25 protein-coding genes and 1 other annotated feature are annotated in these 25,451 nt (G+C 38.1%); of the genes, 1 reads left to right on the plus strand and 24 read right to left on the minus strand.

Translation table 11 applies throughout. The features are described from left to right. Position 1: 1 nt before the first annotated feature. The 24 genes from ACYSNO_RS01355 to ACYSNO_RS01470 all read right to left on the minus strand — a co-directional run bounded on the left by ACYSNO_RS01355 (position 2) and on the right by ACYSNO_RS01470 (position 23,911). Positions 2–1,777, minus strand: coding sequence for a V-type ATP synthase subunit A (locus ACYSNO_RS01355; RefSeq protein ID WP_461729266.1), 1,776 nt, complete (start codon positions 1,775–1,777; stop codon positions 2–4). A gap of 13 nt (positions 1,778–1,790) precedes the next feature. Next, the gene (locus tag ACYSNO_RS01360) at positions 1,791–2,102 is read right to left on the minus strand and encodes a V-type ATP synthase subunit F (protein WP_461729267.1); all 312 of its coding nucleotides are present in this window, start codon (positions 2,100–2,102) and stop codon (positions 1,791–1,793) included. Beyond that, positions 2,092–3,084, minus strand: a complete 993-nt coding sequence (locus tag ACYSNO_RS01365) for a V-type ATPase subunit (RefSeq protein ID WP_461729268.1) — start codon at positions 3,082–3,084, stop codon at positions 2,092–2,094. Before ACYSNO_RS01365 ends, ACYSNO_RS01360 begins: the two co-directional genes overlap by 11 nt. Positions 3,085–3,095: 11 nt before the next feature. Beyond that, positions 3,096–3,680 (minus strand): hypothetical protein, encoded by a 585-nt coding sequence (locus ACYSNO_RS01370; protein ID WP_461729269.1) that lies wholly within the window; start codon positions 3,678–3,680, stop codon positions 3,096–3,098. A gap of 31 nt (positions 3,681–3,711) precedes the next feature. After that, positions 3,712–4,182, minus strand: coding sequence for a V-type ATP synthase subunit K (locus ACYSNO_RS01375; RefSeq protein WP_461729270.1), 471 nt, complete (start codon positions 4,180–4,182; stop codon positions 3,712–3,714). After that, on the minus strand, positions 4,179–6,152 hold the full coding sequence (locus ACYSNO_RS01380) for a V-type ATP synthase subunit I (protein WP_461729271.1): 1,974 nt from the start codon (positions 6,150–6,152) through the stop codon (positions 4,179–4,181). Before ACYSNO_RS01380 ends, ACYSNO_RS01375 begins: the two co-directional genes overlap by 4 nt. Next, a complete protein-coding gene (locus tag ACYSNO_RS01385) occupies positions 6,142–6,462 on the minus strand; it encodes a hypothetical protein (RefSeq protein ID WP_461729272.1) in 321 nt (106 codons plus the stop codon). The genes ACYSNO_RS01380 and ACYSNO_RS01385 overlap by 11 nt, the downstream gene beginning before the upstream one ends. Before the next feature lie 88 nt (positions 6,463–6,550). Next, positions 6,551–6,599 (minus strand) — a sequence feature (sodium ion sensor (DUF1646 type); this cis-regulatory element may regulate processes involved in with the transportation of sodium ions). Positions 6,600–6,697: 98 nt separating this feature from the next. Beyond that, positions 6,698–7,747 (minus strand): ACR3 family arsenite efflux transporter, encoded by a 1,050-nt coding sequence (gene arsB, locus ACYSNO_RS01390; RefSeq protein WP_461729273.1) that lies wholly within the window; start codon positions 7,745–7,747, stop codon positions 6,698–6,700. Positions 7,748–7,871: 124 nt separating this feature from the next. Next, the gene (ahpF, locus tag ACYSNO_RS01395) at positions 7,872–9,404 is read right to left on the minus strand and encodes an alkyl hydroperoxide reductase subunit F (RefSeq protein WP_461729274.1); all 1,533 of its coding nucleotides are present in this window, start codon (positions 9,402–9,404) and stop codon (positions 7,872–7,874) included. Positions 9,405–9,419: 15 nt separating this feature from the next. Then, positions 9,420–9,980, minus strand: a complete 561-nt coding sequence (gene ahpC, locus ACYSNO_RS01400; RefSeq protein ID WP_461729275.1) for an alkyl hydroperoxide reductase subunit C — start codon at positions 9,978–9,980, stop codon at positions 9,420–9,422. A gap of 170 nt (positions 9,981–10,150) precedes the next feature. Then, positions 10,151–11,131 carry a permease prefix domain 1-containing protein gene (locus ACYSNO_RS01405; RefSeq protein WP_461729276.1) on the minus strand — a complete coding sequence of 327 codons (981 nt, stop codon included), beginning with the start codon at positions 11,129–11,131 and terminating at the stop codon, positions 10,151–10,153. Next, positions 11,118–11,462: a PadR family transcriptional regulator gene (locus ACYSNO_RS01410; RefSeq protein ID WP_461729277.1), complete on the minus strand. Its 345-nt coding sequence runs from the start codon at positions 11,460–11,462 to the stop codon at positions 11,118–11,120. Before ACYSNO_RS01410 ends, ACYSNO_RS01405 begins: the two co-directional genes overlap by 14 nt. A gap of 196 nt (positions 11,463–11,658) precedes the next feature. Then, a complete protein-coding gene (locus tag ACYSNO_RS01415; protein ID WP_461729278.1) occupies positions 11,659–12,627 on the minus strand; it encodes a siderophore ABC transporter substrate-binding protein in 969 nt (322 codons plus the stop codon). Positions 12,628–12,645: 18 nt separating this feature from the next. Further along, positions 12,646–13,404 carry an iron ABC transporter ATP-binding protein gene (locus ACYSNO_RS01420; protein ID WP_461729279.1) on the minus strand — a complete coding sequence of 253 codons (759 nt, stop codon included), beginning with the start codon at positions 13,402–13,404 and terminating at the stop codon, positions 12,646–12,648. Further along, entirely contained in the window at positions 13,401–14,360 is a 960-nt protein-coding gene (locus ACYSNO_RS01425; protein WP_461729280.1) for an iron chelate uptake ABC transporter family permease subunit, read from the minus strand. The genes ACYSNO_RS01420 and ACYSNO_RS01425 overlap by 4 nt, the downstream gene beginning before the upstream one ends. Beyond that, on the minus strand, positions 14,357–15,304 hold the full coding sequence (locus ACYSNO_RS01430) for an ABC transporter permease (RefSeq protein ID WP_461729281.1): 948 nt from the start codon (positions 15,302–15,304) through the stop codon (positions 14,357–14,359). The genes ACYSNO_RS01425 and ACYSNO_RS01430 overlap by 4 nt, the downstream gene beginning before the upstream one ends. A gap of 146 nt (positions 15,305–15,450) precedes the next feature. After that, positions 15,451–16,821, minus strand: a complete 1,371-nt coding sequence (locus ACYSNO_RS01435; RefSeq protein WP_461729282.1) for an FAD-dependent oxidoreductase — start codon at positions 16,819–16,821, stop codon at positions 15,451–15,453. 2 nt (positions 16,822–16,823) lie between these two features. Beyond that, positions 16,824–18,257, minus strand: coding sequence for a helix-turn-helix domain-containing protein (locus ACYSNO_RS01440; RefSeq protein ID WP_461729283.1), 1,434 nt, complete (start codon positions 18,255–18,257; stop codon positions 16,824–16,826). A gap of 15 nt (positions 18,258–18,272) precedes the next feature. After that, positions 18,273–18,986, minus strand: a complete 714-nt coding sequence (locus ACYSNO_RS01445) for a methyltransferase domain-containing protein (protein ID WP_461729284.1) — start codon at positions 18,984–18,986, stop codon at positions 18,273–18,275. Then, positions 18,979–19,881: a hypothetical protein gene (locus tag ACYSNO_RS01450; protein WP_461729285.1), complete on the minus strand. Its 903-nt coding sequence runs from the start codon at positions 19,879–19,881 to the stop codon at positions 18,979–18,981. The genes ACYSNO_RS01445 and ACYSNO_RS01450 overlap by 8 nt, the downstream gene beginning before the upstream one ends. Then, positions 19,874–20,746 carry a viral A-type inclusion protein gene (locus ACYSNO_RS01455; RefSeq protein ID WP_461729286.1) on the minus strand — a complete coding sequence of 291 codons (873 nt, stop codon included), beginning with the start codon at positions 20,744–20,746 and terminating at the stop codon, positions 19,874–19,876. The genes ACYSNO_RS01450 and ACYSNO_RS01455 overlap by 8 nt, the downstream gene beginning before the upstream one ends. A 98-nt stretch (positions 20,747–20,844) precedes the next feature. Beyond that, the gene (locus ACYSNO_RS01460) at positions 20,845–21,030 is read right to left on the minus strand and encodes a hypothetical protein (RefSeq protein WP_461729287.1); all 186 of its coding nucleotides are present in this window, start codon (positions 21,028–21,030) and stop codon (positions 20,845–20,847) included. A 96-nt stretch (positions 21,031–21,126) separates the two neighbouring features. Continuing rightward, on the minus strand, positions 21,127–23,268 hold the full coding sequence (locus ACYSNO_RS01465) for a glucosaminidase domain-containing protein (protein WP_461729288.1): 2,142 nt from the start codon (positions 23,266–23,268) through the stop codon (positions 21,127–21,129). Between the two features lie 115 nt (positions 23,269–23,383). Beyond that, positions 23,384–23,911 (minus strand): GNAT family N-acetyltransferase, encoded by a 528-nt coding sequence (locus tag ACYSNO_RS01470; RefSeq protein ID WP_461729289.1) that lies wholly within the window; start codon positions 23,909–23,911, stop codon positions 23,384–23,386. A gap of 166 nt (positions 23,912–24,077) precedes the next feature. Here ACYSNO_RS01470 and ACYSNO_RS01475 point away from each other — a divergent pair, with 166 nt between their 5' ends. After that, positions 24,078–25,352, plus strand: a complete 1,275-nt coding sequence (locus ACYSNO_RS01475; RefSeq protein ID WP_461729290.1) for a DUF308 domain-containing protein — start codon at positions 24,078–24,080, stop codon at positions 25,350–25,352. Positions 25,353–25,451 lie beyond the last annotated feature (99 nt).

A 25,451-nucleotide genomic window follows, 5' to 3' on the forward strand; every position in this document is an offset into this window, starting at 1 on the left:
GTTACATTCCTCCTTTTTGTAAAATCGCACGCATCGTTTCTCTGATGCCTTCTTCAAGTGTGATAATTTGCTCAAGTGCTTCTTCTGGTACATACTTCATCCGGGCAATCCGGTCGCGTAACAAAATGGTGCCTTCCATAATTTCAGGCAAGTATGCGCCTAATTCTAGTGCTTTTTGGCCTTCAGCATGGAACAATAGGATAGTTTGTAACATGTAAAATTGCTTTTGACGAGAAGTGAACGTATCGACCTCATCAAAGGCGTTTTGTTGGAGGTAGTCTTCACGTAATTGTTTGGCTGTCTCAAGTGTCAGTTGATCTTTTTCTGATAATGAATCAATCCCCACTAAACGCACAATTTCATTCAACTCAGATTCTTTTTGTAATAGACGCATCGCTTCTGTCACTAAACCAGACCAATCGACTTGCAATTCTTGATCTAAATAGGCGCCGACTTCAGCAAGATACAATGAATAACTTTTCAACCAATCAATCGAAGGAAAATGCCTTTGTTGTGCCAAGATAGAATCCAATCCCCAAAAAACCTTCACTACTCGTAACGTATTTTGGGTCACAGGTTCCGAAATATCCCCACCTGATGGTGAAACCGCGCTAATCGCGGTGATACTTCCTTCCCGTCGGTCTTGACCTAAAGCCACAACTTGTCCTGCCCGTTCATAATACTCGGCTAAGCGACTCCCTAAGTAAGCAGGATACCCTTCATCCCCAGGCATTTCTTCTAAACGACCGGACATTTCCCGTAAGGCTTCTGCCCAACGAGAAGTTGAATCCGCCATAATGGCAACAGAGTAACCCATGTCGCGGAAATACTCGGCAATCGTAATCCCTGTATAAATCGAAGCTTCACGAGCTGCAACTGGCATATTTGACGTATTCGCAATTAAAACTGTTCGCTCCATGAGGGATTCTCCTGTGTTTGGATCTACCAGCTCAGGAAACTCATTCATAACATCGGTCATTTCGTTTCCTCGTTCGCCGCAGCCGACATAAACAACCAAATCAACGTCGGACCATTTGGCAATCTGATGTTGCACTACGGTTTTTCCAGCTCCAAAAGGTCCAGGTACAGCAGCTGCTCCCCCTTTTGTTACTGGAAAGAATGTATCAATCACTCGTTGGCCGGTAATCATTGGTACATGCGGGTTGCGTTTTTCTCGGACTGGTCTCGGACGGCGGACCGGCCATTTTTGCAACATGGTAATTGATCGCGCCTCTTGGTCTTCGGTTCGAATCGTCGCAATGACTTCGTCAATCGTTGCTTCGCCAGAAGTAATCGTTTGAATCGTACCAGAAACACCTGGTGGGACCATAATTTTATGTGAAATGACCGTTGTTTCTTGGACTGTTCCTAAGATGTCACCTGTTTCAACCGTATCGCCAATTTGAGCAATTGCTTGGAAGTCCCATTTTTTTTCATGATCCAAAGCAGGCAATTGAACGCCACGTGTCAAGAAATGACTTTGGGTTTGCTCAGCAAAGACATCCAGTGGTCTTTGGATGCCATCAAACATCTGAGCGATGATTCCCGGTGCTAATTCAACGGATAATGCTTCACCTGTCGAACGAACCGGCTCTCCAGGTCCGATGCCTGAAGTTTCTTCATATACTTGAATCGATGCGGTATCTCCGCGCATCTCAATAATTTCGCCAATAACGCCTAAATCACCGACATAACAAATATCTTGAATACTTGCATGTCCCATATTTTCAGCCATCACTAACGGACCTGAAACTTTTACAATTGTTCCAATTTCCATTTGTTTTGCTCCTTTATAAAATATTTTGTCCCACTGCTTTTTCAACATTTTTTTGTACTTCTTCTAACCCAATTCCTAAAGAACCATCATGATCAGGAATCAGTACAACCGCAGGGGTAAGCATCTGCTTTGTTTTTTCAATTTGTTGGGGAACGAGTTTTGCACAAGCTTCAGTAATATAAATCACACCATATTTTTCATCAATCATTTTGTCTAAGCTCTCAGCAATGACTTGTTCGTTAATGCCGTAGAATACGCTAAAGCCAAATAATTTAAAGGGCATGACAGACTCTTTATCACCGATGACTCCGATTTTATTCGTCATAAAGTGTTCGCATCCTTTCTTTGATTGCTGCGTGAGTGAAGCCACTTCGTTTTCCTACAATAATCAAGCGTAAGTTCATGATTTCCATCTCTTTCGCATTCAAATAAGCCAACAAAGGTAAAGGACCAAAGGCTTGTGTATGTGCCGCTTGATAGGAGGTTGTCAACTGATTATCTACCAAAACGCTTAAACGTAAGAAATCAATCTTGTCTGGACTTAAAACAGGCGCCAAGAGTTCTTGATAGTCACTTTGTTGCAAAAACTCAATCAAGGTGGTGATTTTTTTCCCTGAAAAGCCTAACAAGGTTTCTTTATCAATACTGCCACAATCAGAAATGACCGCAGACATAAAGGCATAAGAGCGTTTTTGCAATAAACATCGAGCTGTAATAATAATATTATTTAAATCAATGTTTTCGACAATCGCCTGAAGCAATTCCGGATTTTTTAATTGTTTTGCTACTTCATATTGTTCTTTAAAATAAAATCGATCATAAATGACATCGACTCCTTGTAAAATCCGCGATTCTTCGAAATAGTCACGAACTTCTTGAATACTCTGAATCACAGAAGGCGGCAAACTACCAGATTCCCCAGTTTCAATCGCTGCTTTTAATTCTTCTAATGAATAAAAACCATCTGGAATAAATAAGTAGTCGTAATTTTCATGAACCTGATCTGCCTTAGTCAATACTTTTAAATTATGAATAGTATAACGCATCGTATATAACCAAACCAAGGTCGGATCTGGAAGAATGTCAATAAAGTCTGCATAAGTCCGGACCAGTTCTTGATTTAAAGACTGTTCGAAATGATGTTGAAAATTTTCGGTTAAATAAGAACTATAAACTGTCGGTGCTAAAATTTCAGCCACCTTTTCAAAAGTAGGTGCTTGTATGAGTTGTTCAAAGTGATCTTTTGTCAGCAGTTCATTTTCTTTCAACCGAACAAGCGGATTGATTGTATGATAGCTATTATTCATTTCACCCCTCCTTATGAAAATAATGCATCCATGAGGGCATGCCCTTTCATCTTACGTTCTTCTAAAAGTAAATCTCGGTAAAAAAAGTTATACTGTACACCCTGATTTTCAATTAAAAAACCATACTCTAAGACACGACTTCTTTCTCCAAGTGCTAGCGTCACTTGTAATGCTTTTTCCGTTTCTCTCAGCCATTCAGTCGTGAAAATATCCGGTGACATCGCACCTCCAGGAATCAAAATCCCTTCTTTTAAATCTAATTTTTCTAAAATATGAAAGGCAAATTGGCGAGTTTCTTCGATATCCCAGCGGGTCATCTGTTCATAAACTTCATCAAATAAACGAGTTAAATAACTTTGTTTTGTCTTTAATGAATCTTGTCGTGCTTCAATCGTTAAACGATTCTTTCTTTGCTGAGCTTGTTTCGTTACCTGCTCTAATTGTCGTGCAAGTTGGCTTTCATGTTCTTTTAGCACTTGTCGTTTTTCGACTAAAAAACGAGTTTCAATTTCAGCTAAACGACTCTTCTTGTATTCTTGTCGTTCATTTGTTGCTTGTGCATTTATTTTTTCAATGATTACATCAATGGCATCCATTTTAGCGCACCTCCTTTAAGGTTGGGGTTAGTTAAATGCTTCCTAAAAGTAAGAATGAGATAACAAAACCTAAAATAGCGTACATTTCTACCATTACCGCATACATGACACCTTTAAAGAAGTGTTCCGGTTTTTTCGCTAAAATTTGAATCCCAGCAGCCGAAACTTTCCCTTGGGGAATTGCTGATGTCAAGCCAGTAAATGCAACAGGTAATGAAGCTCCTAAATATGATAAGCCAGTCACGATACTCATGTCAGTAGATAGATTTGTAAAAATCATTGCTGCAATCGCAAAACCGTAGAGTCCTTGTGTTGCTGGAAGTAATTGTAAAATCAATGATTGTCCAAATTTTTCTGGTTGATTTGTCATCAAAGCGGCAGCCGCTTCCCCAGCTTTTCCTACCCCAATTGCTGAGCCGATTCCGGCAAAAATTGTTGCTGTTCCCATCGCTAAAATTGCAAATAAAATCCCTGCATTGTTTTCTAAAATATAATTCATCATGATTGTTTTCCTCCATTTTTTTCATCGATATTAATATATTTTTCTGTTGCTTTAAACGTTTGAAACGGGCGGCCACCGCCTTCATAAAATTTGCCAAAGAACTCAACATATTGAAGGCGGGCGGCGTGGACATAGGCACCTAACATGGATAAGAAAATATTTAACCCATGTAAAGCGAGTAACAAGAGGATCCCAATGCTATAACGAGCAAAGGGAGGCATGGTGCCAACAAGCATATTAAAAGCCATCGCAATACTTCCACCTGAAATGCCTAGAGCCATCAACCGGCTATAACTGACAAAATCTCCAATGTAACCAGTGATTCCATAGAGTTCGTACACGCCACTAAAAAAACCACCGATTTTCGATTTGCTTTGTATCGTCGGAATTATCAAGACAAGGAAAGCACTGATTAAGGCCAACCAGGTCCCAACGGTCGTCAAGAGCTTTGAATCAAAAAGCAAGGTTCCCGCGGCAGCGATAAAAATTCCTGTCAGAATCCCCTGCCAAGAGAACCCTTGGCTAATTGCGCTTAGATAATCTTTTTTCTTAATGTTTTCTTTCGCAGCTAGGAAAAGACCAGTATAAATTTGAATTCCTCCAAAAATTACCGAAAGTCCAAAAATGGTCATAAAGTCTTCTGTCGGTGCGAGTAGTTGGAAAGGAAGTTCTACCCCAAAGGCACTACCATAGATGATCCCCCAAGCGATAATCGAAAGCGATAAAAGTTGGAATAGTTGGACGAATTTCTTTGTCCCCCTTGGTAAATGGAGGATTTTCAATGCAGCTGTCGTTCCAATTAAAGTTAGTAAACCATAGCCTAAATCTGCTACCATCATCCCGAAAAAGACGAGATAAAAAGGAGCCATCCAAGGGGTTGGATCAATCTCTTTATATTTTGGCACAGAATACATCCCGGTTAATATTTCAAAAGGTGCCACAAAGCGATTATTTTTTAGCTTTGTCGGGACCTGATTTTGTTCAATTTGTTCGTCAGTGGGATCATCAAAAGAAAAGAAGAACACATCCCCATGAAGCTGGGTCAGTTTTTTTATGATGCTTTCTTGTTCATCTTGATTGATCCAGGCACGAATCACAACGATATGTTTTGCGACAACGAGTTGTTCTCGAACTTGTTCTCTCGTTAATCGAGCAAGCAAGACCTCTTCGTTAAACTGTAAAATGGAGATTTGCCCTTTTAAATAGCCAATTTCATTCGTTAATTGTCGTTGAGTCTTTACGCATTCAATTAATGCTTCCTTGGCTTTAGGCAAGAGCGTTACTGGACTCTCATCATAAGGATTTTGTTCATAGCTGACACCAAGAGCTGTGAGCGATGCTTGAACGGCTGTTTCTTTTTCTTTTAAGAGAACGAAGCTGAATCTCATTTCTTTTTCAGATTGATGGTTCATTTCAAAATAAATATCTTTTTGATGAACAAAATAATCACGAACCGCTTCCCAAGCTTCGATTGCAACCTTCGCTTGGAAAACTTTTGTTGCGTGCGGTACTAGCGCCCCTTCCACATCAAATTGAAACCATTCGGTCGACCAACTTTCAGCTTGTTGCCAATAGGCTTCTTCTTTTAAATTTTTCTGCCACTTCGTTTGTAATTGATTGACTTGATTCAACAAGCTAACGAGTGCGTCTTCATTAAAACCAGCCTCCAACTCTTGCAAGGTATAGCTTTTTCTTGGCAATTCTTTAATCTTTTGCTTTAATGAGCCGTTGTTTCGAATAAAGGTAATGCCTTTTTCGATTTGGGTTAACCATTTCGTATAAAGTTGTGCTTTGGTTTGATCGATGGCCTCTAAATCAGGAAAATATGTACTCAGCCATGCTTGATTCCCTTCTTCTTGGAGACTGTTTTCAATTTCGACGCCTTGCATGCCTTGCAAACTTTGTAAAAGTGCTTCATGAAGCTGACTTTCTGCCAAGAGAGTCATTTTAACTAAACGACTAACAGCCATAGCGCTCCCTCATTTCGTTCATAATTTGGGTGATTATTGTTTGCTTGTGCTGTTGATAAAGCTTTTCATCTTCTTTTGCATGAAGATGCGCTTCATCTAAGAGCTGAGTTTGAAGTGCCTCTTCTTCTTTCAGTAAGGCCATTTCTTTTTGAGTGACTTGCTCTTTTCGAATTTCCTTTTGTTTCAGTTGCATTTCGTGAATTTCTTTATTTTTTTCTGCCTGTAATTCGTCCATGTCAACGACTAATTGTTGGTAAGCTCTCGTATTTGCTTCCTCAGCGAGATGAATACGTTCTAACGCCTCTTTCAAATTGACCATCCTCCTTCCGATTATAAAAAAAGAGCCTACTTCAAATCACGAAGTACGCTCCAAAAGTTTTAAAGCCACTTCAAATATATTCTTCTCACCCCTTGAAGAATTTGATCCTTGAAGCTATCAGCCCAACCATTTTATTTTTTTATTTTCTCACTTACTTATCCAATATACCAAAGAACGAATCAAAAAGTCAATCGCTAGAAAAAATTATCTGTGTATAAAAATAGCATTAGCGAGCAAAGGACCCTTTTGTTTGATTGGCAATTTTGACTAACACCAACATTAGCGGTACTTCAGTTAAGACTCCAACAGTTGTTGCCAGGGCTGCTGGTGAATGTAAACCAAAAAGAGCAATTGCAACAGCAACGGATAATTCAAAGAAATTCGAAGCGCCAATCATTCCTGCCGGTGCGGCAATCTCAAAGGGTAATCCTTGCCACTTAGCCATCCCATACGCCAAAAAGAAAATAAAGAAAGTTTGCACGGTTAAAGGAATCGCAATTAATAAAAGATGGAAAGGGTTATTTAAAATCGTTTCACCCTGGAATGAAAATAATAAAATCAACATCAACAACAAACCGCCAATCGTGCTGCCTTCAAATTTTGGTAAAAATGTTTGTTCAAAATATGAGAGCCCTTTTTTCCTTATCAGCACCACGCGTGTTGCGATACCCGCAACTAAAGGAATGAGCACAAATAATAGAATCGATAAAAACAAGGTATCCCAAGGAACCACAACGTCACTTACACCTAGTAAAAATTTTACAATTGGAACAAAAGCAACCAAAAGAATGAGATTGTTGGTCGCGACTTGAATGACCGTGTAGGCAGGATTCCCCTTCGTTAACGTACTCCATACAAAAACCATGGCTGTACAAGGAGCAGCCCCTAAAAGAATGGCTCCTGCTAGATACTCTTTTGCTAATTCTGTCGGTATTTGATTTCTAAATACAAGAAGTAAAAAGAAGGCAACAATCCCATACATGGTAAACGGCTTAATTAGCCAGTTTGTTACCCAAGTAATATAAAGACCTTTTGGGTTCTTCCCAATATTTTTCACACTTTTGAAATCCACTTTCATCATCATCGGATAGACCATCACCCAGATAAGGATGGCGGTTGGAAGTGAAACTTGGGCAGTTTCAAATCTTGCAAAAAACTGTGGAATTTCTGGTAGATACTTCCCTATAAGTACACCAATCCCCATACATAAAATAACCCAAAGGCTCAAATAACGTTGAAATAAATTAATACCTTGACCTTTTGTTTGTTTCACCATTTGCTTGTCTCCTCTACTTTGATTCTTTTTTTATATATAGATTAACATCTATATAGAGTTTTGTCTATATAGATAGGTAAAAAAATCAGTTATGACATTTGTCATAACTGATCGGATGTAAAAATTATTGACGAATCAAATAATCAAAAGCACCTAATGCAGCTGTGGCTCCGGCTCCCATCGAAATGATGATTTGTTTGTAGGCGCTATCGGTACAGTCTCCTGCAGCAAATACCCCTTCAACATTCGTCATTCCATGCCCATCGACAATAATTTCTCCGCGAGGATTTAATTCAACTTCTGTCTCGTTTAACCATTTCGTGTTTGGCACTAGACCGATTTGAACGAAAACACCTTGTAATTCAATATGCTTCTCTTCGTTTGTTTCTCGATCCGTATAGGAAATGCCATTGACTTCATCGGTACCCGTAATTTCAGTTGTTGCGGCATTTTTAATAATCGTTACATTCTCTAAGGCATTTGCACGATCTTGTAACACTTGGTCTGCGCGCAATTCTGGCAAGAATTCTAAAACATAGACATGTTTCGCTAAACCAGCAAGATCTAGCGCTGCTTCAATACCAGAATTCCCCCCACCGATAACGGCAACATCTTTTCCTGTGAACAAAGGACCATCACAATGTGGGCAATTAGTCACACCTTTCGTACGGAAAGCTTCTTCGCCAGGTACATTGACATTTCTCCAGCTTGCGCCAACAGAAAGAATCGCGGTTTTCGTTTTCAGTACCGCACCATTTTCGAGCTCTACTTCAATCAACTCGTTTTTTCGAATGGATTTAGCACGTTGATTTTTCATGATATCAATTGCATATTCTTTTGCGTGCCCTTCAATTTGAGCCATTAACTGAGGCCCTTCTGTGTAAGGCGTACCTATCATATTTTCAATACCTACAGTGTCCATTACCTGTCCGCCATAAGTCTCAACAACCATCCCTGTTTTAATGCCCTTGCGTGCAGCATAAATTGCTGCGCTATTACCGGCAGGTCCGCCACCAACAACTAATACGTCAAAAACACCCTTGTCGTTGAACTCGTCGGCACTCGCAGGCCCGGTAATCATTTCCAGTAATTGTTCAATTGTTAAACGCCCACTCGCAAATTCTTCTCCATCAAGTAAGACGGTTGGAACGGCCATAATTTTTTTCGCTTCAACTTCTTCTTGGAACATCCCGCCTTCAATCATCACATGAGAAACTAATGGATTTAAGACAGCCATTATATTTAAGGCTTGAACGACATCTGGACAATTGTGACAAGTCAAGCTGACATACGTCTCAAAATGCAAGGGTTTATGAATCGCTTGAATTTGAGCAACAAGAGACTCATCGATTTTTGGTGCACGGCCACTTACTTGTAAAAGTGCAAGGATAAAAGATGTAAATTCATGTCCTAAAGGAAGGCCTGCAAATTCAACACCACTTTCTTGCCCTTTTTTCGCAATCTTAAAACTTGGACTGCGATTTAAAGAAATTTCTTCAATAGATAGTCTTGGTGACATTGCCACAATTTCATCTAAAAAGTCTTTTACTTTAACAGAGTTCTCATCGGAACTTAGACTCGCCTGAAAAACAACGTCAGATTCTAAGAGTTCTAAATATTGGGCTAATTGCTCTTTGATTTCTTTATCTAAAGCCATCGAAAAAAATCCCCCTTAAATTTTACCTACTAAATCTAGGCTTGGTTTTAGTGTTTCTGCGCCTTCTTTCCATTTTGCAGGACATACTTCACCTGGATGGGTGCGGACATATTGTGCTGCACGGATTTTATCAATCAGTGTACTTGCGTCACGTCCGATACCATCTGCATTAATTTCCATTGCTTGAACGATTCCTTCTGGATCGATAATGAATGTTCCTCGTTGTGCAAGACCGTCTTCTCCTAAAACATCAAAGCCTAAAGAAATCGCATGAGAAGGGTCACCAATCATAATGTATTCAATCTTTCCGATTGCATCTGAATGGTCATGCCATGCTTTATGAGTGAAATGTGTATCTGTTGAAACAGAATAAACTTCCACCCCTAATTCTTGTAACGTTGCATATTGATCTTGTAAATCTTCTAATTCAGTTGGACAAACAAATGTGAAGTCTGCTGGGTAAAAACACACCACGCTCCATTTTCCTTTGAAATCTTCTGAAGATACTTCGATAAACTCACCTTTGTGGTACGCGTTTGCTTGGAATTCAACGATTTCTTTTCCGATTAATGACATAATATAAATCCTCCAATTAGAATAATTATTTGAGAGTAACATCTCTAATTAAGACTATACCTAAATACAAATGATAATTCAACCAATTAGCTTAAGATTTTGTTAATATCTTTTCGTTAAAACAAAAACCCGTCTAATTGATTTTGATTCTCAATTAGACGGGTTCATTCTCAATTGTATCTTCCTTCCTTCGTCTGATTGATTAACAGGGATTGAACAACATAACCCACAAGAAAAATTAACCAACTATACAACCAACTATGAAATAGGAAAGAAAAAATAAAATAAACAAGGGTGACGATAACCCAAAAAAGATCTTGATCGGATGCCATCCTTTTTCTTTGCTGGCGAAGAAATGCTTTTCTTTGTTTCTTTTGCGCTCGTTGATTTAATTGAATCATGCGCCGATATTCTTTTTGGATAATAAAAACATAGAGTAATAAAAAGGTTCCCATTGCAAAAAATCCAACAAAAACGAGTAAATCAATTTCATAATAAGGAAGAAAATTGGAAAGAGAGATTGCTAACGGAAATGCTAACATATAGGTGATGACACTTGCAGAAATTCCAGCTAAATAACTCCGACGGTAGCTTTCCGCTTGTTTAAATGCTTCTTCTCTAACGATTGATGGAATAGTTCGTTTTTTTATCGAACGAATATTCTTTCGTAGGTGATACCCATTAATCGCAACAAATAAAAAACCCAAGGCCCAAAAGAGAAACATGATAATTAAACTCATCCCAGCGATAAAACCGTTATAAAAAAAGCCATCCATTAATGGAATAAATCCAAACGCACCAATGAAGAAAAAGAATCCAGTTGCAATACCTAGTGAGAAACGACGAACTTCGTGCCAATAGTGATAGGCCTCATCAATCGAAAGGGCCTCTTGCTCTAGTGAAAAATCGTCTTCAGCAAGATCGTTTTCTGCAGTTGCTTTTTCTAAGTCCAAGGCATTCAGAATCTCATCAATCGTTCCAAATTCGCTAATGACAATACCAATCGCTTCTTTTTCTGATTTTCCATCCTCAACTAAGCCAAAATAATGATCTTCAGCAGATGCAAGTAAATCTTCTTTTATTTGAATCGTTTCAATTGTCACTGGCACTTGTAGAAATAAAACTTCAATATAATCTTTAATCACTTTCATTTCCTTGACACTCCTTTAAAAAATAATCGACTACTTTTTTCGTTAATAACCACTCTTCTTCTTTTTCTTTCAAATACGCTTTCCCCTGGGGAGTAATCGCGTAATAAGTTCGCTTTTTCCCATGTGTCACACTTCCTGGATAGGAGCGAATAAATCCCTGCTTTTCTAAACGCGTAAAAGTTGAATACAAGGTTGTCTCCTTTATTACATAGACTTCTTGTGTCCCTTCGCGAATTCTTTTGGATAGTTCATATCCATAGGAGTCCCCTTTGTTAAGCAAGGATAAAAGAATCGTATCGTTATATCCGCGAATACTGTCACTCGAAATCATCCGGGTCCCTCCATTCACTTTATTACTCCGCCTGACAAAGTAATTATACCTCAAGTACTCCATCTGGTAAAGTAAAAAAATAAATACAGGCTCTATATTAAAAAAGTCCCTTTGGTTAGAAACAACAAAAAGAGGCAATGACCTTGGTCACTCCCTCTTTTTGTTGTTTCTAACCTTGTTTCACCTGATTGAATTACTATTTAAACGCTTGATTTACATCGTCGAGCATGATATTTAGTGATTCTAGTCCGGAACCTGCTAAATACCAAACTTGTGGGTCTAAAGCGATAACTTGATTGTTTTTCCCTGCATTTGTTTCTTTAACTAGGTCATTATCCGCCACATTGTTTTGTGTCGCATCGCCACCAATCGCTTTTGTGCGATCTACGACAAACAAAATATCTGGATTTTTTTCAACTAAGTATTCATAAGAAATACTTTGACCGTGCGTAGAAGTTTCAATGTTTTCATCTGCTTGAGCAAACCCAAACGTGTCATGCACGATTGAAAAACGCGACCCTGCACCATAAGCTGACAAACTTCCTTCATTTACTAAAATAACTAAAGCCTTATCCGTTAAACTTTGAGCCTTTTCTCTGGTTGCGATGATTTTTTCATCAATTGCAGCTAACTCTTCTGTCGCCTCGGCCTCTTTACCAAAAATTTGTCCGATTGTTTTCACGTTATGTTGAATGGAATTCCAAGTATCTGACGTATCGGGATTTAAAAAGACCGTTGGAGCAATTTTTTCTAACTCCCCTTGGAAATCTCTTTGACGACCAGAAATAATGATTAAGTCTGGTTGCATTTGGTTAATTTTTTCTAAATCTGGTTCTTTGATTCCACCTGCTGATTCTACTTCTTTAAAAGAAGCCAAATAATCAGGTAGACTATCCGTTGGTGCCGCAATCACCGTTTCACTTACACCTAAAACACGCATCGTATCTAGGGCGCTACTATCAAAAACGACTACTTTTTTTGGCTGGTAGGGAACTGTTTGTGTCCCATTACTGTCAGTAATTTCAACTTCTGTTTTTTCGACTTGATTCACTGTCGTTTCTTCTGTTTGAGTGGACGAACCTTTTTGATCATTTCCAGTGCCACATGCTGCCAAAAAGATGGTAAGTGTTGCCGCAATAATACTTGATAAAACGATTTTTTTCATTTCTTTCTTCCCCCATTTTTAATGAAAATACATGCAGAATCTTCTGCCTTCAATTTCACATATTTTTACGTCCATGCCATAGAGACGATTTAAAACTTCTGGTTGGATCACATCTTCCGTTTCTCCTTTAGAAAATATCTTCCCATCTTTCATGGCAACGATATAATCGGCAAATCCTGCTGCAAAATTAATGTCATGTAAAACAATGACAACCGTTTTATTGTGTTCTTTTACTAATTTTTTTAGAAGATGCATCATTTGATTGGCATGGTTTAAGTCTAAATTGTTCAGTGGTTCATCTAATAAAATATAATCCGTGTCTTGCGCTAAAATCATTGCAATATAAACACGCTGCAGTTGCCCTCCAGATAAGGCGTGAATCGATGCTTCTCTTAACTCATTTAATTCCATCTGTGCAATCGCTTGTTCGACGATTCGATGATCTTCTTCGGTTAACTTCCCTCGATTGTAAGGAAAACGACCAAAAGAAATTAAATCATAAACAGAAATATTCAATTGTACGCCGTTACTTTGCTTCAAAATTGCCAGTTTTTTTGCCAGCTCTTTTGATTTCCAGTTTCGAATTTCTGCTTTATCTAAATAAATTTCTCCGGTTGTTTGTGCTTGCAAACGACTAATCAAAGATAGAAATGTACTTTTTCCAGCACCGTTTGGACCGATAAAAGCAATCAATTTTTCTTTTGGCAACTCAACATCAATTGCTTCTAAAATTTTCTTATCGGCATAATTTTTTGAAATATTTTCTGCTTTAATCATGTTTGCTTCCTTTCCGAGATAATTTTTCCGACAAAGAAAATCCCTCCAATAAATTGAATCACGATGCTAATCGTGGTATTCCATTTAAAAACTTGCTCAACAATAAATTGTCCGCTAATTAACAGTAGTACACTCACTAAAAAGCTGCCTAAAAATAATTGATGGTGACGATAAGTATTAAACAATCGATAACTAATTGTAGCAACAATAAAGCCTAAGAAAATTGTTGGACCAACGAGGGCTGTCGCTGTCCCGGTTAAGAGGACAATACTAATTAAGGTTGTTTTTTGAAATGTATGTAAGTCTATCCCTAAATTGATTGCGGGGTCGTTTCCTAGCAGTAAGATATTTAATTCTGGACCGATACGCCATAAATGAACAGTAGCCCCTATAATTAACAGGCTAGCAATCATTAAGTGGTTGCTATTTACATTGCTAAAACTAGCAAATAAGCGCCCTTGTAATAAGTCATATTCATTCGGATCCATTAAGACTTGTAAAAAAGTACTTAAGCTTGAAAACAAGGTTCCAGAAACCATCCCGACCATTAACAATAAGAATAAATTTCCAGTTGCTTTTTCGATAAAATACAATAAGAAAATGACACTAAAAATGGTCATCAATAGGACATTGATTAAAAACATCCAAATTGATTCTTGAGAAAGCATGGTAATTCCACCCACAAAAAAGAATAATAAGGTTTGAATCAAAATATAAAAGTTATCTAATCCCAAAATACCCGGCGTTAAAAACTGATTTCTCGTTAGTGTTTGGAATGAAATCGTGCTAATTGAGGTAGCCAGTGCAACTAACACAAAGGCAATGACTTTTTTACCACGAATCGCAAAAGCATAGCTCCAATTTCCGTAGGTCTGATACGTCAGATACAAAACAATGAAAAAGAGACACAAGAGAACAAGGCTGAATATTTTTAAAGGGTAAGAGGTTTTTTTCATGCAAGCCGCCTCCTTAAGAGCAAGAATAAGAACAAGGCGCCGCCTAAAATTCCCACGACAACACTGACTGGAATTTCATAAGGTGCAATCAAAATTCGTGCCAAAATGTCACAAAATAAGAGAAAGATCCCTCCGAAGATTGCCGTCACGCCCAGCGTGTCTTTTAAATGATCACCATAAAAAAGAGACACTAAATTTGGAACAACGACCCCAAGAAATGGGATATTTCCAACCATAATCAAAACCGAGCTGCTTCCGAGAGCAACGAGTGCAAAGACAATCCATTGCAAACGTTGATGATTCAGTCCAAGGTTTGTCGCAAGTTCAGATCCTAAGCCAGCAATCGTAATTTGATACCCCAAAATATATAAAAGAATGAAAACAGGAATGGTTAAATAAATGAGTTCATAACTTCCTTCCATCACCGTTGAAAAATTTCCTTGCAACCACGAGGTCACATTTTGTACCAGTTGGAATTGGTATGCAAGAAAAGTTGCGATTGCACCAATAATATTACCAAACATGACACCTGTAAGTGGTAAGATCATTGGATCTCCTTTAGGTAAAATTTTGCTTAAACTCAAAAACAACAACACACCTACGTAAGCAAAAAGAAAGGCCCCTACGGAACGAGTGAGAATTGAACTATTCGGAAGAAAAATCATTACGAAAAGAATGCCTAATCGGGCACTATCCATCATACCAATGGTTCCTTCTGAAACAAATTTATTTTGCATTAAGTGTTGCATGATTTTTCCTCCAACACTTAACATCCCACCTGCTAGAATCAAACTAACCGTTCTCGGAATTCTCGTCTTAAGAAATAACATCCTTTGCATATCGTCTCCGTGAATTAATCCTAGAATCGATACCCCGTGCACCCCAACAAATAACGAAATCCCTGTTAACACGAGTAACAAAAGGAAGAGGTAACGCTTTTTCATCGAATACTCCTTTCTTGACAATTGAGAATGATTCTCATTCTCTCGAACAGTTTATGCTATATTCTGAAAAATATCAATCTTTTTTCTCATAAAAGTTTAATTTTATCCAAAAAAAGAACAAAAAAGACGAAATCCTAAAATTTCGTCTAAACATTCGCCTGATTTACTTTCAGAATCCCTTCTAACGCCAAATCATTAAAGAAGTGCAAAGGATTCGAAAACTTTGGATTAAAATAAAAATCCATCGTCAAGATTTCGTCCAAGGTTGTTTTTTTTGTCACGAGACTTGACAACGTATTAATCAATTCTAACGCTTTTTCATGATTGGAAATCAATTGACCTCCGAGAATTTCATGCGTTTTTCGATCAAAAACGAATTTTAAGGTCAATTCAAAAGATTCATCTAAACCAAACAAGGCAGATTTAAAGTAGGTTTTTGAAACGGATTCAACGACTAATCCATAATAAGGTGCCTCATCTTCGTTAATGCCAGTACTTGCTAAATAAGAAGAAAAAAGTTCACTAGCAATCGTTCGTTGAACTGTTGGAAAAGGAATTTTCACATCTAACAAGAGATTGGTTGCGGCAATGATACCTGTTCGATAAGCATTCGTAACAAGCGGGATGTAACTAGGTGTATTTGATTGACTGAAGTAAACGGAAACGAGGTCCCCCACCGCATAAATAAATGGATCAGATGTTTGCATGAATTCATTGGTTTCAATTGTCCCATCTGATCGAACATCAACAATGTCTGCGACCAAATCAATGTTTGGTCGTGGGTTAATCGCATAAATTAAGGCATCCCCTTCAATAAAGTCGTCATGGTTTAACCGAACTCCTTTAAAATGATTTCTCTCGTCCACTTCGATACTTTGTACATTGCTATTTAATTTCAACTGGACATTTGCTGGTAAGTCTTTTAATAAAATTTCTGTAATTTCATCATCGAAATAGCGAAACAAGCCACGATTCATTCGGTCAAGCAAGACAACCTCTTTATTTAATTGGCTTAAGGTCTCTGCTAATTCAAAACCAATCAAACCCGCACCGATAATTACTATTTTTTGACTAGCAAGCAAGGTTTTGGCTGCTTGCTTGGCTTGCGGCAAACTTTTAAAATTTGTCACTTGCGCTTCCATTTCTTTTGAAAAGGATGTCTGATATTGACTCGACCCCATTGCCAAAACCAGATAATCGTAGGCGATCGTGTCTTCAATTCGTGTTTCATCGTCTTGCATGGTGACGACGATTGTTTTTTCCTTTGCATTGACCTTTGTAACCTTTGAATGGATCATTACATTGATGCCTTCAGTTAGTAGCTGACTGGGACTTGTCGTTCGACAAGCTTCCAGACTAGGCACGTAATTTTCTAAATACAAATTCAAGCTGCTGCCGATATACCCTAAAACATTTGACTGTTCAATAATGATCACTTCAACGGAAGGATTAATCTTTTTCAAATGTCTTGCGGTCGCAATTCCACCATGGGAACCACCAATAATTAATACACGCACCGCTAGTCCTCCCTTTCTTCCAATCCACGTGGGTTCAATTGTTCTTGAATACGTTTCATTTCAAACCTTGTACACATCTGAGTCGTCATCAGTGTCGCATCGTATTGATATTTTGCCGGATTTGTAAATTCGTCAATAATTAATAAATGATACAAAACTTCTTCCTTTGCCATTTCAATTTCAATATTCGCTAACAGGCCCAACTCTCTTTGTAAAAAATCCAAATAACCTTTGGTTTGTAGCGACGCACCTATAGCAATCCCGATTCGTTGTTTATGGATTTCCTCTTCTTGGTAAAGTTCCATTAAAAATCCATAGTTTCGATCCAAAAGACGCCATTGAGTGTTCGTTAAGTGCCGGGTCAATTGATTTTCAATCACGGTCATACATTGACTCAATCGTTCCGGTGATACATCTGAAAGCAAGCGATGAAATTTAGGAAAGACGACTTCAAAGTCTCCATGATAAAACGTCACTCGACTATGCAAGGCGTATAAAAAAGCTTCTGTTTGCGGGAACAGTTCATGATCATTTAAAAGCAGGTCAATCATTTTTTGATTTGCATGATGCAGACTCCTTAACAGAGGTACCTTTGTTTCTTCTTGGAGCGGAAAATAGTAGCCTTCTGAAAGTAAAAAGAAATATAAATACACCGCCTCATTATCAAATGATTGATAAGCAAATCGGCTTAAATAACGAGCTAAAATATTCTTTAATTCTTGAAATGTTTCATCATCGTCCAACTGGGCTAGATAATCAGAAGCCAGACTTTTCGAATGCTCTTCTCGGTAGTCAAATCGGCGAGTCATCATTTCGAACCAAAGAACCAGTTTCCAATATTCCTCTTGGCTAAATTTTCGCTGAAAATGCACTTCTAAAATTTGGATTAAGGGCTGACTCCTTGCAGGATTCATCTTTTTTTGAATCATTTCCAATGATTGACTCTGCCAAAAAAAATAAAAAAAGAAATATCGAATCTGGTTTTCATCACCAACAATTCTTTTATTTTTGATTTGAATACGAAACTCTTTCAACAATTGATTTAATCCTTTAAACCTTCGAAAAATCGAGGCTTCGCTAATCTGTAAGTCCATCATCATTTTAGTGATGGATATATTTTTTTGATAAAAAATAGATTGCAAGAGCTGATAGTCTAATCCTTGTTGTAAATAGTGCGTCAAAAAGCCTTTTACTGAAAAGTCTGCAGGTAAATTCATGTGGTAGGCATCATTGGCGTTTTTTTTCAAAGCCGCGTTTTCTTCGTAAGAAGCCAACTCCAGCTGTAACGCCGCCAGTTCTTTTTGCAGTGTTGGCAACGAAACGTGCGTCGACTGGGCCAGTTCTTTTAAACTAATTTCCGTTGTCTGGTGGAGAAAATATTCAAAAATCGTAAATTGAACTTGTTGATTTTTCGTTAATAATTGTGTGATTTTCAATTCCCCACCCCTTTATCAATCCTCTATTTTGATACTCAATAGTTCAAACGTCAACCGTCGTTGGTTTTTCACGGTTTCTGCATCTTTGAATCGCTCTTTTATCAGAAGTTCGAGTTGCTCTTTTGAAAATTCACCTTCAAAATACTCAAGAAAAAATGATTTGTCAATTCTCTCTTCTATATGATAACGAAAGACCTTACTTTGGTAGGGGCTTTTCAGCCACTTTTTGTAATTTTCCATCGCTTCTTTTGTCACGACTGGTTCTTCTAGCGATGAAAAAAGGGCATCTTTCTCCTCAATCAACCGTAAGATATAGGCTCTTTTCTTGGTAATACGCAATAACTCATTCAATGAAAAAGCTGTAGTGAGTGCGGGATTCATTGCTGAAAAAACGACATCGTAGCTTTTATCTGGTGTTTTTGCAAAAAAAGCATTTTGATCACTTTCGATGAAAACAACATCCGAATCAGGATATTGCTTTTGTGCCAAAGTTAGCATTTCTTTTGAAAAATCAACAAGATGGTAGCTACCAACAAGTGATTCAAAAGTTGGGATAAACTTCCCACTCCCACCAGCTAAATCCAAAAATGTTTTTGCCGGGAAAACGGATGCTTCTTGAAAATATTGAGTGAGGTCTTCAACTAATGCGATTTGTGACTCTGCTTGAATATCTGTGTATTCTTTTGCAAAATCATCCCAAAATGCTTTTGCTTCAGCTAATTCATTCATTGTGGTACTTCTCTTGAACAAACAGTGGGACTAAAAATGGATAACTGGTTGCAAAGTCTAAAATTGAACGCCGTCTTTGATTCGAATCGACAAATAATTTTGTCGTCTGCTCTAGAGTCTCAATGACAATGTTTTGCCCTTGTGTCAATTGCACACGATACGTGCCGTCTGTCAATTGATCAAAATCATAATCCTCTGACTCCATGGCGGTAATGAAAATCCGATCTAAAATCGCATCCGTCATCGGAAAATGACTCGTTAGATGAAATGCGAGCGGTTGGGTATTATCAAGTAAACTCGGAAGGACGGTAAACCCTAGTGACTGGAAATGAATAAAAAGCCCGTTTAAATCTTGATTGAATAAAGACAATTGACTACGGGACAAAAATTTATCCGAATACCAAAGAGAAATCAATGTATGTACTTGTTCTTCTTCAACTGTTGCGGTCATTTTTTCAATGTCTAATGTAATCAATGGTAAGTAATCGACTAAGAAACGATCATCAATCACTTTTAACTTAAAGTGAAAAACAAGTCTATCCGTTTCATCTAATTGATAGGCCACAAAAAAGTGACGAGTTTCCCACGTATTGTAGTGTTCGGTTTGTTCCATACCAATCTCATGAAAAGGACGTAAAAGGTCGTAAGAAAAATATTCAAGCAAGTTGGTTTTTGCAATCGTTGAAATGGCTTTTTTTGATAAGATATATGCTTTATATTCTGCTAACAAGGTCTCAAAATCAGCTTCCAATAATGATTTCCTCAAATACAAGTCGGCTAACTCGGCTTCTGCATCTTTAATCCAATTCAAAACTTCTTGCTGGTAATCTTTTTTCAGCGTATCATAATTTTCCTGAAAATGGGTTGTACCTGGAGCCATGCTCGAGTCATTCATTGCCTTTTTCCCCCTTCCCCTTTAAATATTCTTGTAAAAAGCTTTCTAAAGATTCAACTAGAGTCGTATAAGAACCAAAATGCTTCGAGATTAACCGTAATTCTTTGGTGATTATCGCTCGTTTTAAGCGCTTCGCTTCATAGGCTTCAATTAATTGTTCTTTTTCTTGATTGATTTGCGTGACCCCTGTGAGGTACGGCAACCAATTTTCTTTTTCTTTGTTCAGTAAATCTTGTTTCTTTTGAATCTCTTCTAAATCTTCATCGATTTTCCCACGATTAAAAAAACCTTTATTGTTTTCAATATGTAAACGTTCATTTTTTAGGATTTGCAATTGACGATCGATTTCTTCAATTGCAATCTTTGCATTAATTTTTTTTGCTTCAATTTGGTCCATTTTCTCTTCAAGAATCTGCAAGTCTTCTCCAATTGAAAGGGGAGGATTTTCCCATTCTGTCTGTACTTCTGGTAAAATAGAGAGAGCAGGAATACTAACGTCCATTAGAATCGTCGGACGTTCTCGATAATATGTATCTATTTGATAGAGATATACCGTAGCGGATTTTTTTTCAACTTGTTTCATAAATGGGTAATTACTTATCAAGCTTTCATGGAATTTCCGCGAAAGCAATTCATCAATTTCATGGTTTTGATTGGATGTTTCTTTTAATTCCTTATGTAGTCGGCCATTATAAATCCGATAAATTGCTTGAATGTTTTCTTCGCGAATGGCTACTTCAAATTCTTGTAGGTCTTTTAATAACGAGTTAATATTTTTTGATGCGACTTCTTTAATTTCACTGAAAGAAGTGCCCTTTTCATGTGCAGCTGTCACTGGCTCAATTTCAGTGTACTCCATACTCATCGAAACTCCTCCTTTAACCGTTTGTTCTTATTTTTTTATTACTAAAAAAATGGCTGGTTGCTTCTTCGAATCGAATCCACTAACCAACCATTTTTCAATTAATCTAGATCGTATGTTCGAAAACGGATTTGATTTTTTTCATCACGCTTTAACACAGTTTCTTCTTTTAAGTAACGAAATGATAATTCACTCAATTCAGTATTGCTTAACATCTGCTCATAACCTGTAAATATATCTTGAATGTACTGCTTATAAGCTTTCTTTTTTCGTATACGCTTGTTCATGTTCTGCACCATCCTCTACCCTTCTATCTTATCAATTGTGTCAAAAAGATACAATACTCTTTTTCAAGGTTTTATGTCTGCAATAACTAACATTTTTTACTTAGGTACCACATAACCCACGCCATTCGAAAGCGCAATTTCATTTGGAATCACTCGATAACTTAAATAAGAAGCATCGCCTTCAGAAATGAGGATGCCTTCTTCCCCAACAGCTTCAACAAATGCAACATGTCCATACATTGGATGATAACCTGCGACTCCTTGCTTGAAACTGATCACATAACCAGCTCTGGGCGTCTTGGACGTTTGATAGCCTTCACGGATACCGGTTTCTTTCCAGTCCGCGCCATTTCCCATGTAGTCTCCTACTTTCCCACCTAATTGAAATACTCGATTATAGACATACCACGTACATTGGTCTGATCCGTAAGAGCCAGACACATTATAGTTTTGTCCGTTATATTCTGGGAACCGAATCTTCTCTCGGTACTCTGCTGGGATTTCAGCGAAGGTGAGCATTTCATTGCTGACATTCGTTCGAGGCGTATCAAAACGAGTAAGTTGATAAGTTGCAATGATGGAATTTAACTTATTATAATAAAAAGTATCTGTCGCATACTTTCCAGTTAACTCAGCGGTAGCTTTTAAATAGTTTTTGGCAGAGGAACGCCAAACTCCTTGATAAAAGCTTTCATTGCCAAGGATGCCTTTTCGAATCAGGTGAACATAGTCTTCCAAAGAAGCTTGATAGTCTGGATAGACCCGAAAAGCAGATTGAATTTGATAGAGCTCTCCTTGTCCATTATCTTCTTGAGTTGGCAAAACAACCGAAGCATTCCCTAAACTGCCTTTGATTCCAAACAAATTGTAATAAGGAGCTGTTGCTAGCCCGCTTGTTCCTGCACCACTTTCTAAAATCGCTTGTGCAATTAATACGGAGGCAAATAAATCATATTCTAACCCTAAATCTCTCGCAGTTTCCCCGATGCTTGCGATAAAGTTGTTCGTTTGCTCGTTTTCTTGAAAATGAAAAGAAGCTGGGTACTGAGCAATTGCTTGATTGGCTTCTGCTGATAAGGTCCACTCACTTCTCTTTGAGATACTGAAATCCGGTGTTCGAAGAAAATCATAACGAGTTAATAAATCTTGGTTATCGGTATCTTCTGCAGGCTGGTCACGATGTAACGTAAAGATTCGTACACCTGGAACCGCCTGCTTTGTTGGACGAGCTTGTTCCTCTTTCAATAGTGTATCATCTGCCATTATAAACTTATCTTGACCAAGATAAATACCAATTTGTTGCTCCTTTTCCCAAATCAATAAATCTCCAGGCCTTGCCTGTGCCAATGCTTCTCGTTTTCCTAATTGCGTGAAATCAGAAAAATCAGATATCCCTGCAAGCGCGAAAACTTTTTCATACAGAAATCGTGGGAAAGTGAAATTATCAAATTTTTCAGGACCCTGCGCGCCTTCTTCATATGGAGCATTTAAATAGTTCAGAGCCATCAGAACCAGTGCCGCTTCTCGTTGATCGGTATAACTTTGCAGTAGCGGCAATTCAAAACCATTTAGATCAGAAGAAACAAAGGTCTGCGCAGTTAATTCACGGTCGAGAGGACGTCGAATACTTGGATAAACAAGCGTAGGCGCCTGACCAGTTGAGACGCCCGACGAAAGATCCGACGAACTGGTATCGCTTTCAACTACCGTAGATTCGTTTCGATCAGCTTCGATTGATTCCTCGGTGCTTTCCTGAGAAGTGTCGACGGCCTCCTTCGAGGTTTCTGTATTTTCCGGCGGCTCTTGCATCGTGTCACTTGTAACCGTTTCCGTCGAAGAAAATGATGTTTCCTGGCTTTCTTCTGTCGAAATGCTAGTTGAAGTACTTGTTTCTGTGCTTTCTGTATTCTCTGTACTTTCCGTGGTCTCCATTGTCTCACTTGATGGTAGTTCTGTCGATTCAATCTCTGAATCAGTACTTTCTAAAAGCTCCTCATTATTTTCTCCTTCATTGGGAAGGCTCGACTCTTCCACAGAGACTGACGGTTCACTTTCTACAAGCGTCATCGAAGGATCTGTTTCGCTAGTCACAAGAACCTCCGTTTCATTCTCATTTTTTTCAATTTTGTCAGGAAAATCCTCGGTTGTTGTTGCATAAATGGGTGTCGCATAAGGCAAGAATAAGAGTAAAGTCGAAAAGTTTATAAGTGCAATCTTAAGTTTTTGGTTGATTTTCATAAAACACCCCTCCATTTTTAATGCTGTTTTAATTATAACATGATTCTAATTAACACGACAAAGATTATGGTTGTTTCCACGAGTAACATACGTTAAAAAAAGAACAGAATTCCTTTTAGTTGGAATTTTGTTCTTTTCTTTTTTGGTAAGCCAGACGTTCGCCATGGATGATTGGAAAATGAACCACTCCACGGTAATCAAAACCAGCTTGTCTGATTGCTTTTTGCATGGGAAGATTGAGCACATGGGTATCAATTCGAAAGTCACTGATTCCTTCTCGCTCCGCTTGTTGGATTGCTTGCTCAAGCAACTTCAGTCCCAGACCTTGACCACTAAATTGACGATTAATTGCTACCCGGTGCAAAGAAAGATAAGGTCCTTCTCCTTGCCAGCTCCCTTCTTTGATTGCTGTATATACCGGATCAATACCTGGGATTAAGGCGATCGTTCCTACGACGATCTGATCTGAACGCACCAAGACATAACTATTTTGTTCTTCAATGTCTCGGTTGATTTTTTCACGCGTTGGCCCATTCCCATCTTGCCACTGAGGAGATCCCTGTAGCTTCAAGTAGGCAGTCGCTTCTTCCATAATTTTCATGATTTGGGGTAGATCATTGATTGTGGCACGTCTGAATTCCATCGAGTTCCTCCTATTTTTAATCATTGTCATAAAAACTAACTAAGTCTACCATACTTATTTTCTTCTTTTCAACTCGTCTTTTTAATTGACAACTTTATTGAATGAATTCAATAAAAAAGAGGTATTATCGTATGTATCGAGAACAAAAGTGAGGTTTAAATAGTCAATGAAATCTTTTTATACACATGCTTACTATCTTACCACAGGCCTTTTATTAATTATTCTTTCAGTAATCCTTTTTAACCACCCCCCTTTTTTTGGAAAAACAATCTTTCAATTCCTCGGTATCATTTTAACGATGAAAGGAACGAAAGATATTTTCCAATTATTACTGACCAAAAAGCAGCGGACACCTTTACTTTCTTTCTCTCTTTTTAGTACAGGCAGTTTTCTCTATTTCTTCCCGGATATTCCTTTTCATCTTTGTCTCTTAGTTTTCTCCCTTTATGTAGGTGGTTTAGGGATTATAAAATTAATTACTTGCTTTCACTGCAAAAAAAAAGAAGTACCATGGACCATCTTCCGCCTTTCTTCTGGACTTCTCCTTATTTTTGTCAGCGCCGCCTTGTTTTCAAGACATCAACCAACCATGCAAAGCACTACCATTTTCTTAGCACTCTACAGTCTAGGCCTTGGAGGGATGTATCTAATTGATTGGCAACGACTGAGCTTCCCCTTGCCCAAACAATTTCAGCGAATCAAACGGCACTTACGCATCTCTCCACCAATCTGGTTAACTGCACTAATCCCTCGTTTTTTTCTAAATCGATTGGATAAAAATCATCTCTTTTTGTCTCCATCCAATGACATAATCGATGAAACGTGTGTGCAAATTCTCATCCATGTGACTCCCGATGGTTTTGGTGCTATCGGTCATTGTGATATCGTCATTGATGGTCTCGTTTTTTCTTACGGCAACTACGATGATTTCTCAACAACCTTATTTGAATCTTTAGGCGATGGTGTTTTAGTGACGGCCAATATTGAAACGTATCTCCCATTTTGTGTAAACAACAACCAAAAAACAATTTTTTTGTATACATTATCACTCACCAAAAGACAAAAAGAGCGAATTCATAAGAGCCTCAATGATTTACGAAAAACAATGGAACCTTGGCTTCCTTCTCACGATGTCTTGCCTCACAAAGAAGGTTACGCCCAAAAATTAACAACGCAAGTTCAAGCTTCTTTATTTAAATTTAAGCAAGGAAAGTTCAAAAAATATTTTGTTTTAGGTTGTAACTGTGTCGATCTAGTTGACCAACTAGTCGGTCCTGCTGGTATTGATTTAATCGGTGTCAACGGGATTGTGAGCCCAGGCGCGTATCAAATATATTTGGAAAAAGAATATCATTTTAAAAATGGCATCGTCGAAAGTCGACAAGTGTTTCGTCCCGTAAAAGGCAAGGGAACTTCATCCACTTTTGCTAAAATAATTTAGCCGGGATTGATCCAGCCATTCATCTCTTTTCAAATGACTTATTTTACAAATCATATAAAAAATAGTATGATGTGGACTAGAAACTAGTTAAAGGAGGAT

Source organism: Enterococcus sp. LJL98 (genome assembly GCF_054871745.1).

What these genes read in the sequence shown, in the direction of transcription:
- ACYSNO_RS01405 (WP_461729276.1), bottom strand. Translation starts at nt 11,131, where the DNA reads ATGAAAGTGATTAAAGATTATATTGAAGTTTTATTTCTACAAGTGCCA.
- ACYSNO_RS01410 (WP_461729277.1), bottom strand. Translation starts at nt 11,462, where the DNA reads ATGATTTCGAGTGACAGTATTCGCGGATATAACGATACGATTCTTTTA.
- ACYSNO_RS01365 (WP_461729268.1), bottom strand. Translation starts at nt 3,084, where the DNA reads ATGAATAATAGCTATCATACAATCAATCCGCTTGTTCGGTTGAAAGAA.
- arsB (WP_461729273.1), bottom strand. Translation starts at nt 7,747, where the DNA reads ATGGTGAAACAAACAAAAGGTCAAGGTATTAATTTATTTCAACGTTAT.
- ACYSNO_RS01380 (WP_461729271.1), bottom strand. Translation starts at nt 6,152, where the DNA reads ATGGCTGTTAGTCGTTTAGTTAAAATGACTCTCTTGGCAGAAAGTCAG.
- ACYSNO_RS01360 (WP_461729267.1), bottom strand. Translation starts at nt 2,102, where the DNA reads ATGACGAATAAAATCGGAGTCATCGGTGATAAAGAGTCTGTCATGCCC.
- ACYSNO_RS01470 (WP_461729289.1), bottom strand. Translation starts at nt 23,911, where the DNA reads ATGGAATTCAGACGTGCCACAATCAATGATCTACCCCAAATCATGAAA.
- ACYSNO_RS01455 (WP_461729286.1), bottom strand. Translation starts at nt 20,746, where the DNA reads ATGAGTATGGAGTACACTGAAATTGAGCCAGTGACAGCTGCACATGAA.
- ACYSNO_RS01430 (WP_461729281.1), bottom strand. Translation starts at nt 15,304, where the DNA reads ATGAAAAAGCGTTACCTCTTCCTTTTGTTACTCGTGTTAACAGGGATT.
- ACYSNO_RS01355 (WP_461729266.1), bottom strand. Translation starts at nt 1,777, where the DNA reads ATGGAAATTGGAACAATTGTAAAAGTTTCAGGTCCGTTAGTGATGGCT.
- ACYSNO_RS01415 (WP_461729278.1), bottom strand. Translation starts at nt 12,627, where the DNA reads ATGAAAAAAATCGTTTTATCAAGTATTATTGCGGCAACACTTACCATC.
- ACYSNO_RS01450 (WP_461729285.1), bottom strand. Translation starts at nt 19,881, where the DNA reads ATGAATGACTCGAGCATGGCTCCAGGTACAACCCATTTTCAGGAAAAT.
- ACYSNO_RS01375 (WP_461729270.1), bottom strand. Translation starts at nt 4,182, where the DNA reads ATGATGAATTATATTTTAGAAAACAATGCAGGGATTTTATTTGCAATT.
- ahpC (WP_461729275.1), bottom strand. Translation starts at nt 9,980, where the DNA reads ATGTCATTAATCGGAAAAGAAATCGTTGAATTCCAAGCAAACGCGTAC.
- ACYSNO_RS01445 (WP_461729284.1), bottom strand. Translation starts at nt 18,986, where the DNA reads ATGAATGAATTAGCTGAAGCAAAAGCATTTTGGGATGATTTTGCAAAA.
- ACYSNO_RS01465 (WP_461729288.1), bottom strand. Translation starts at nt 23,268, where the DNA reads ATGAAAATCAACCAAAAACTTAAGATTGCACTTATAAACTTTTCGACT.
- ACYSNO_RS01425 (WP_461729280.1), bottom strand. Translation starts at nt 14,360, where the DNA reads ATGAAAAAAACCTCTTACCCTTTAAAAATATTCAGCCTTGTTCTCTTG.
- ACYSNO_RS01475 (WP_461729290.1), top strand. Translation starts at nt 24,078, where the DNA reads ATGAAATCTTTTTATACACATGCTTACTATCTTACCACAGGCCTTTTA.
- ACYSNO_RS01460 (WP_461729287.1), bottom strand. Translation starts at nt 21,030, where the DNA reads ATGAACAAGCGTATACGAAAAAAGAAAGCTTATAAGCAGTACATTCAA.
- ahpF (WP_461729274.1), bottom strand. Translation starts at nt 9,404, where the DNA reads ATGGCTTTAGATAAAGAAATCAAAGAGCAATTAGCCCAATATTTAGAA.
- ACYSNO_RS01420 (WP_461729279.1), bottom strand. Translation starts at nt 13,404, where the DNA reads ATGATTAAAGCAGAAAATATTTCAAAAAATTATGCCGATAAGAAAATT.
- ACYSNO_RS01370 (WP_461729269.1), bottom strand. Translation starts at nt 3,680, where the DNA reads ATGGATGCCATTGATGTAATCATTGAAAAAATAAATGCACAAGCAACA.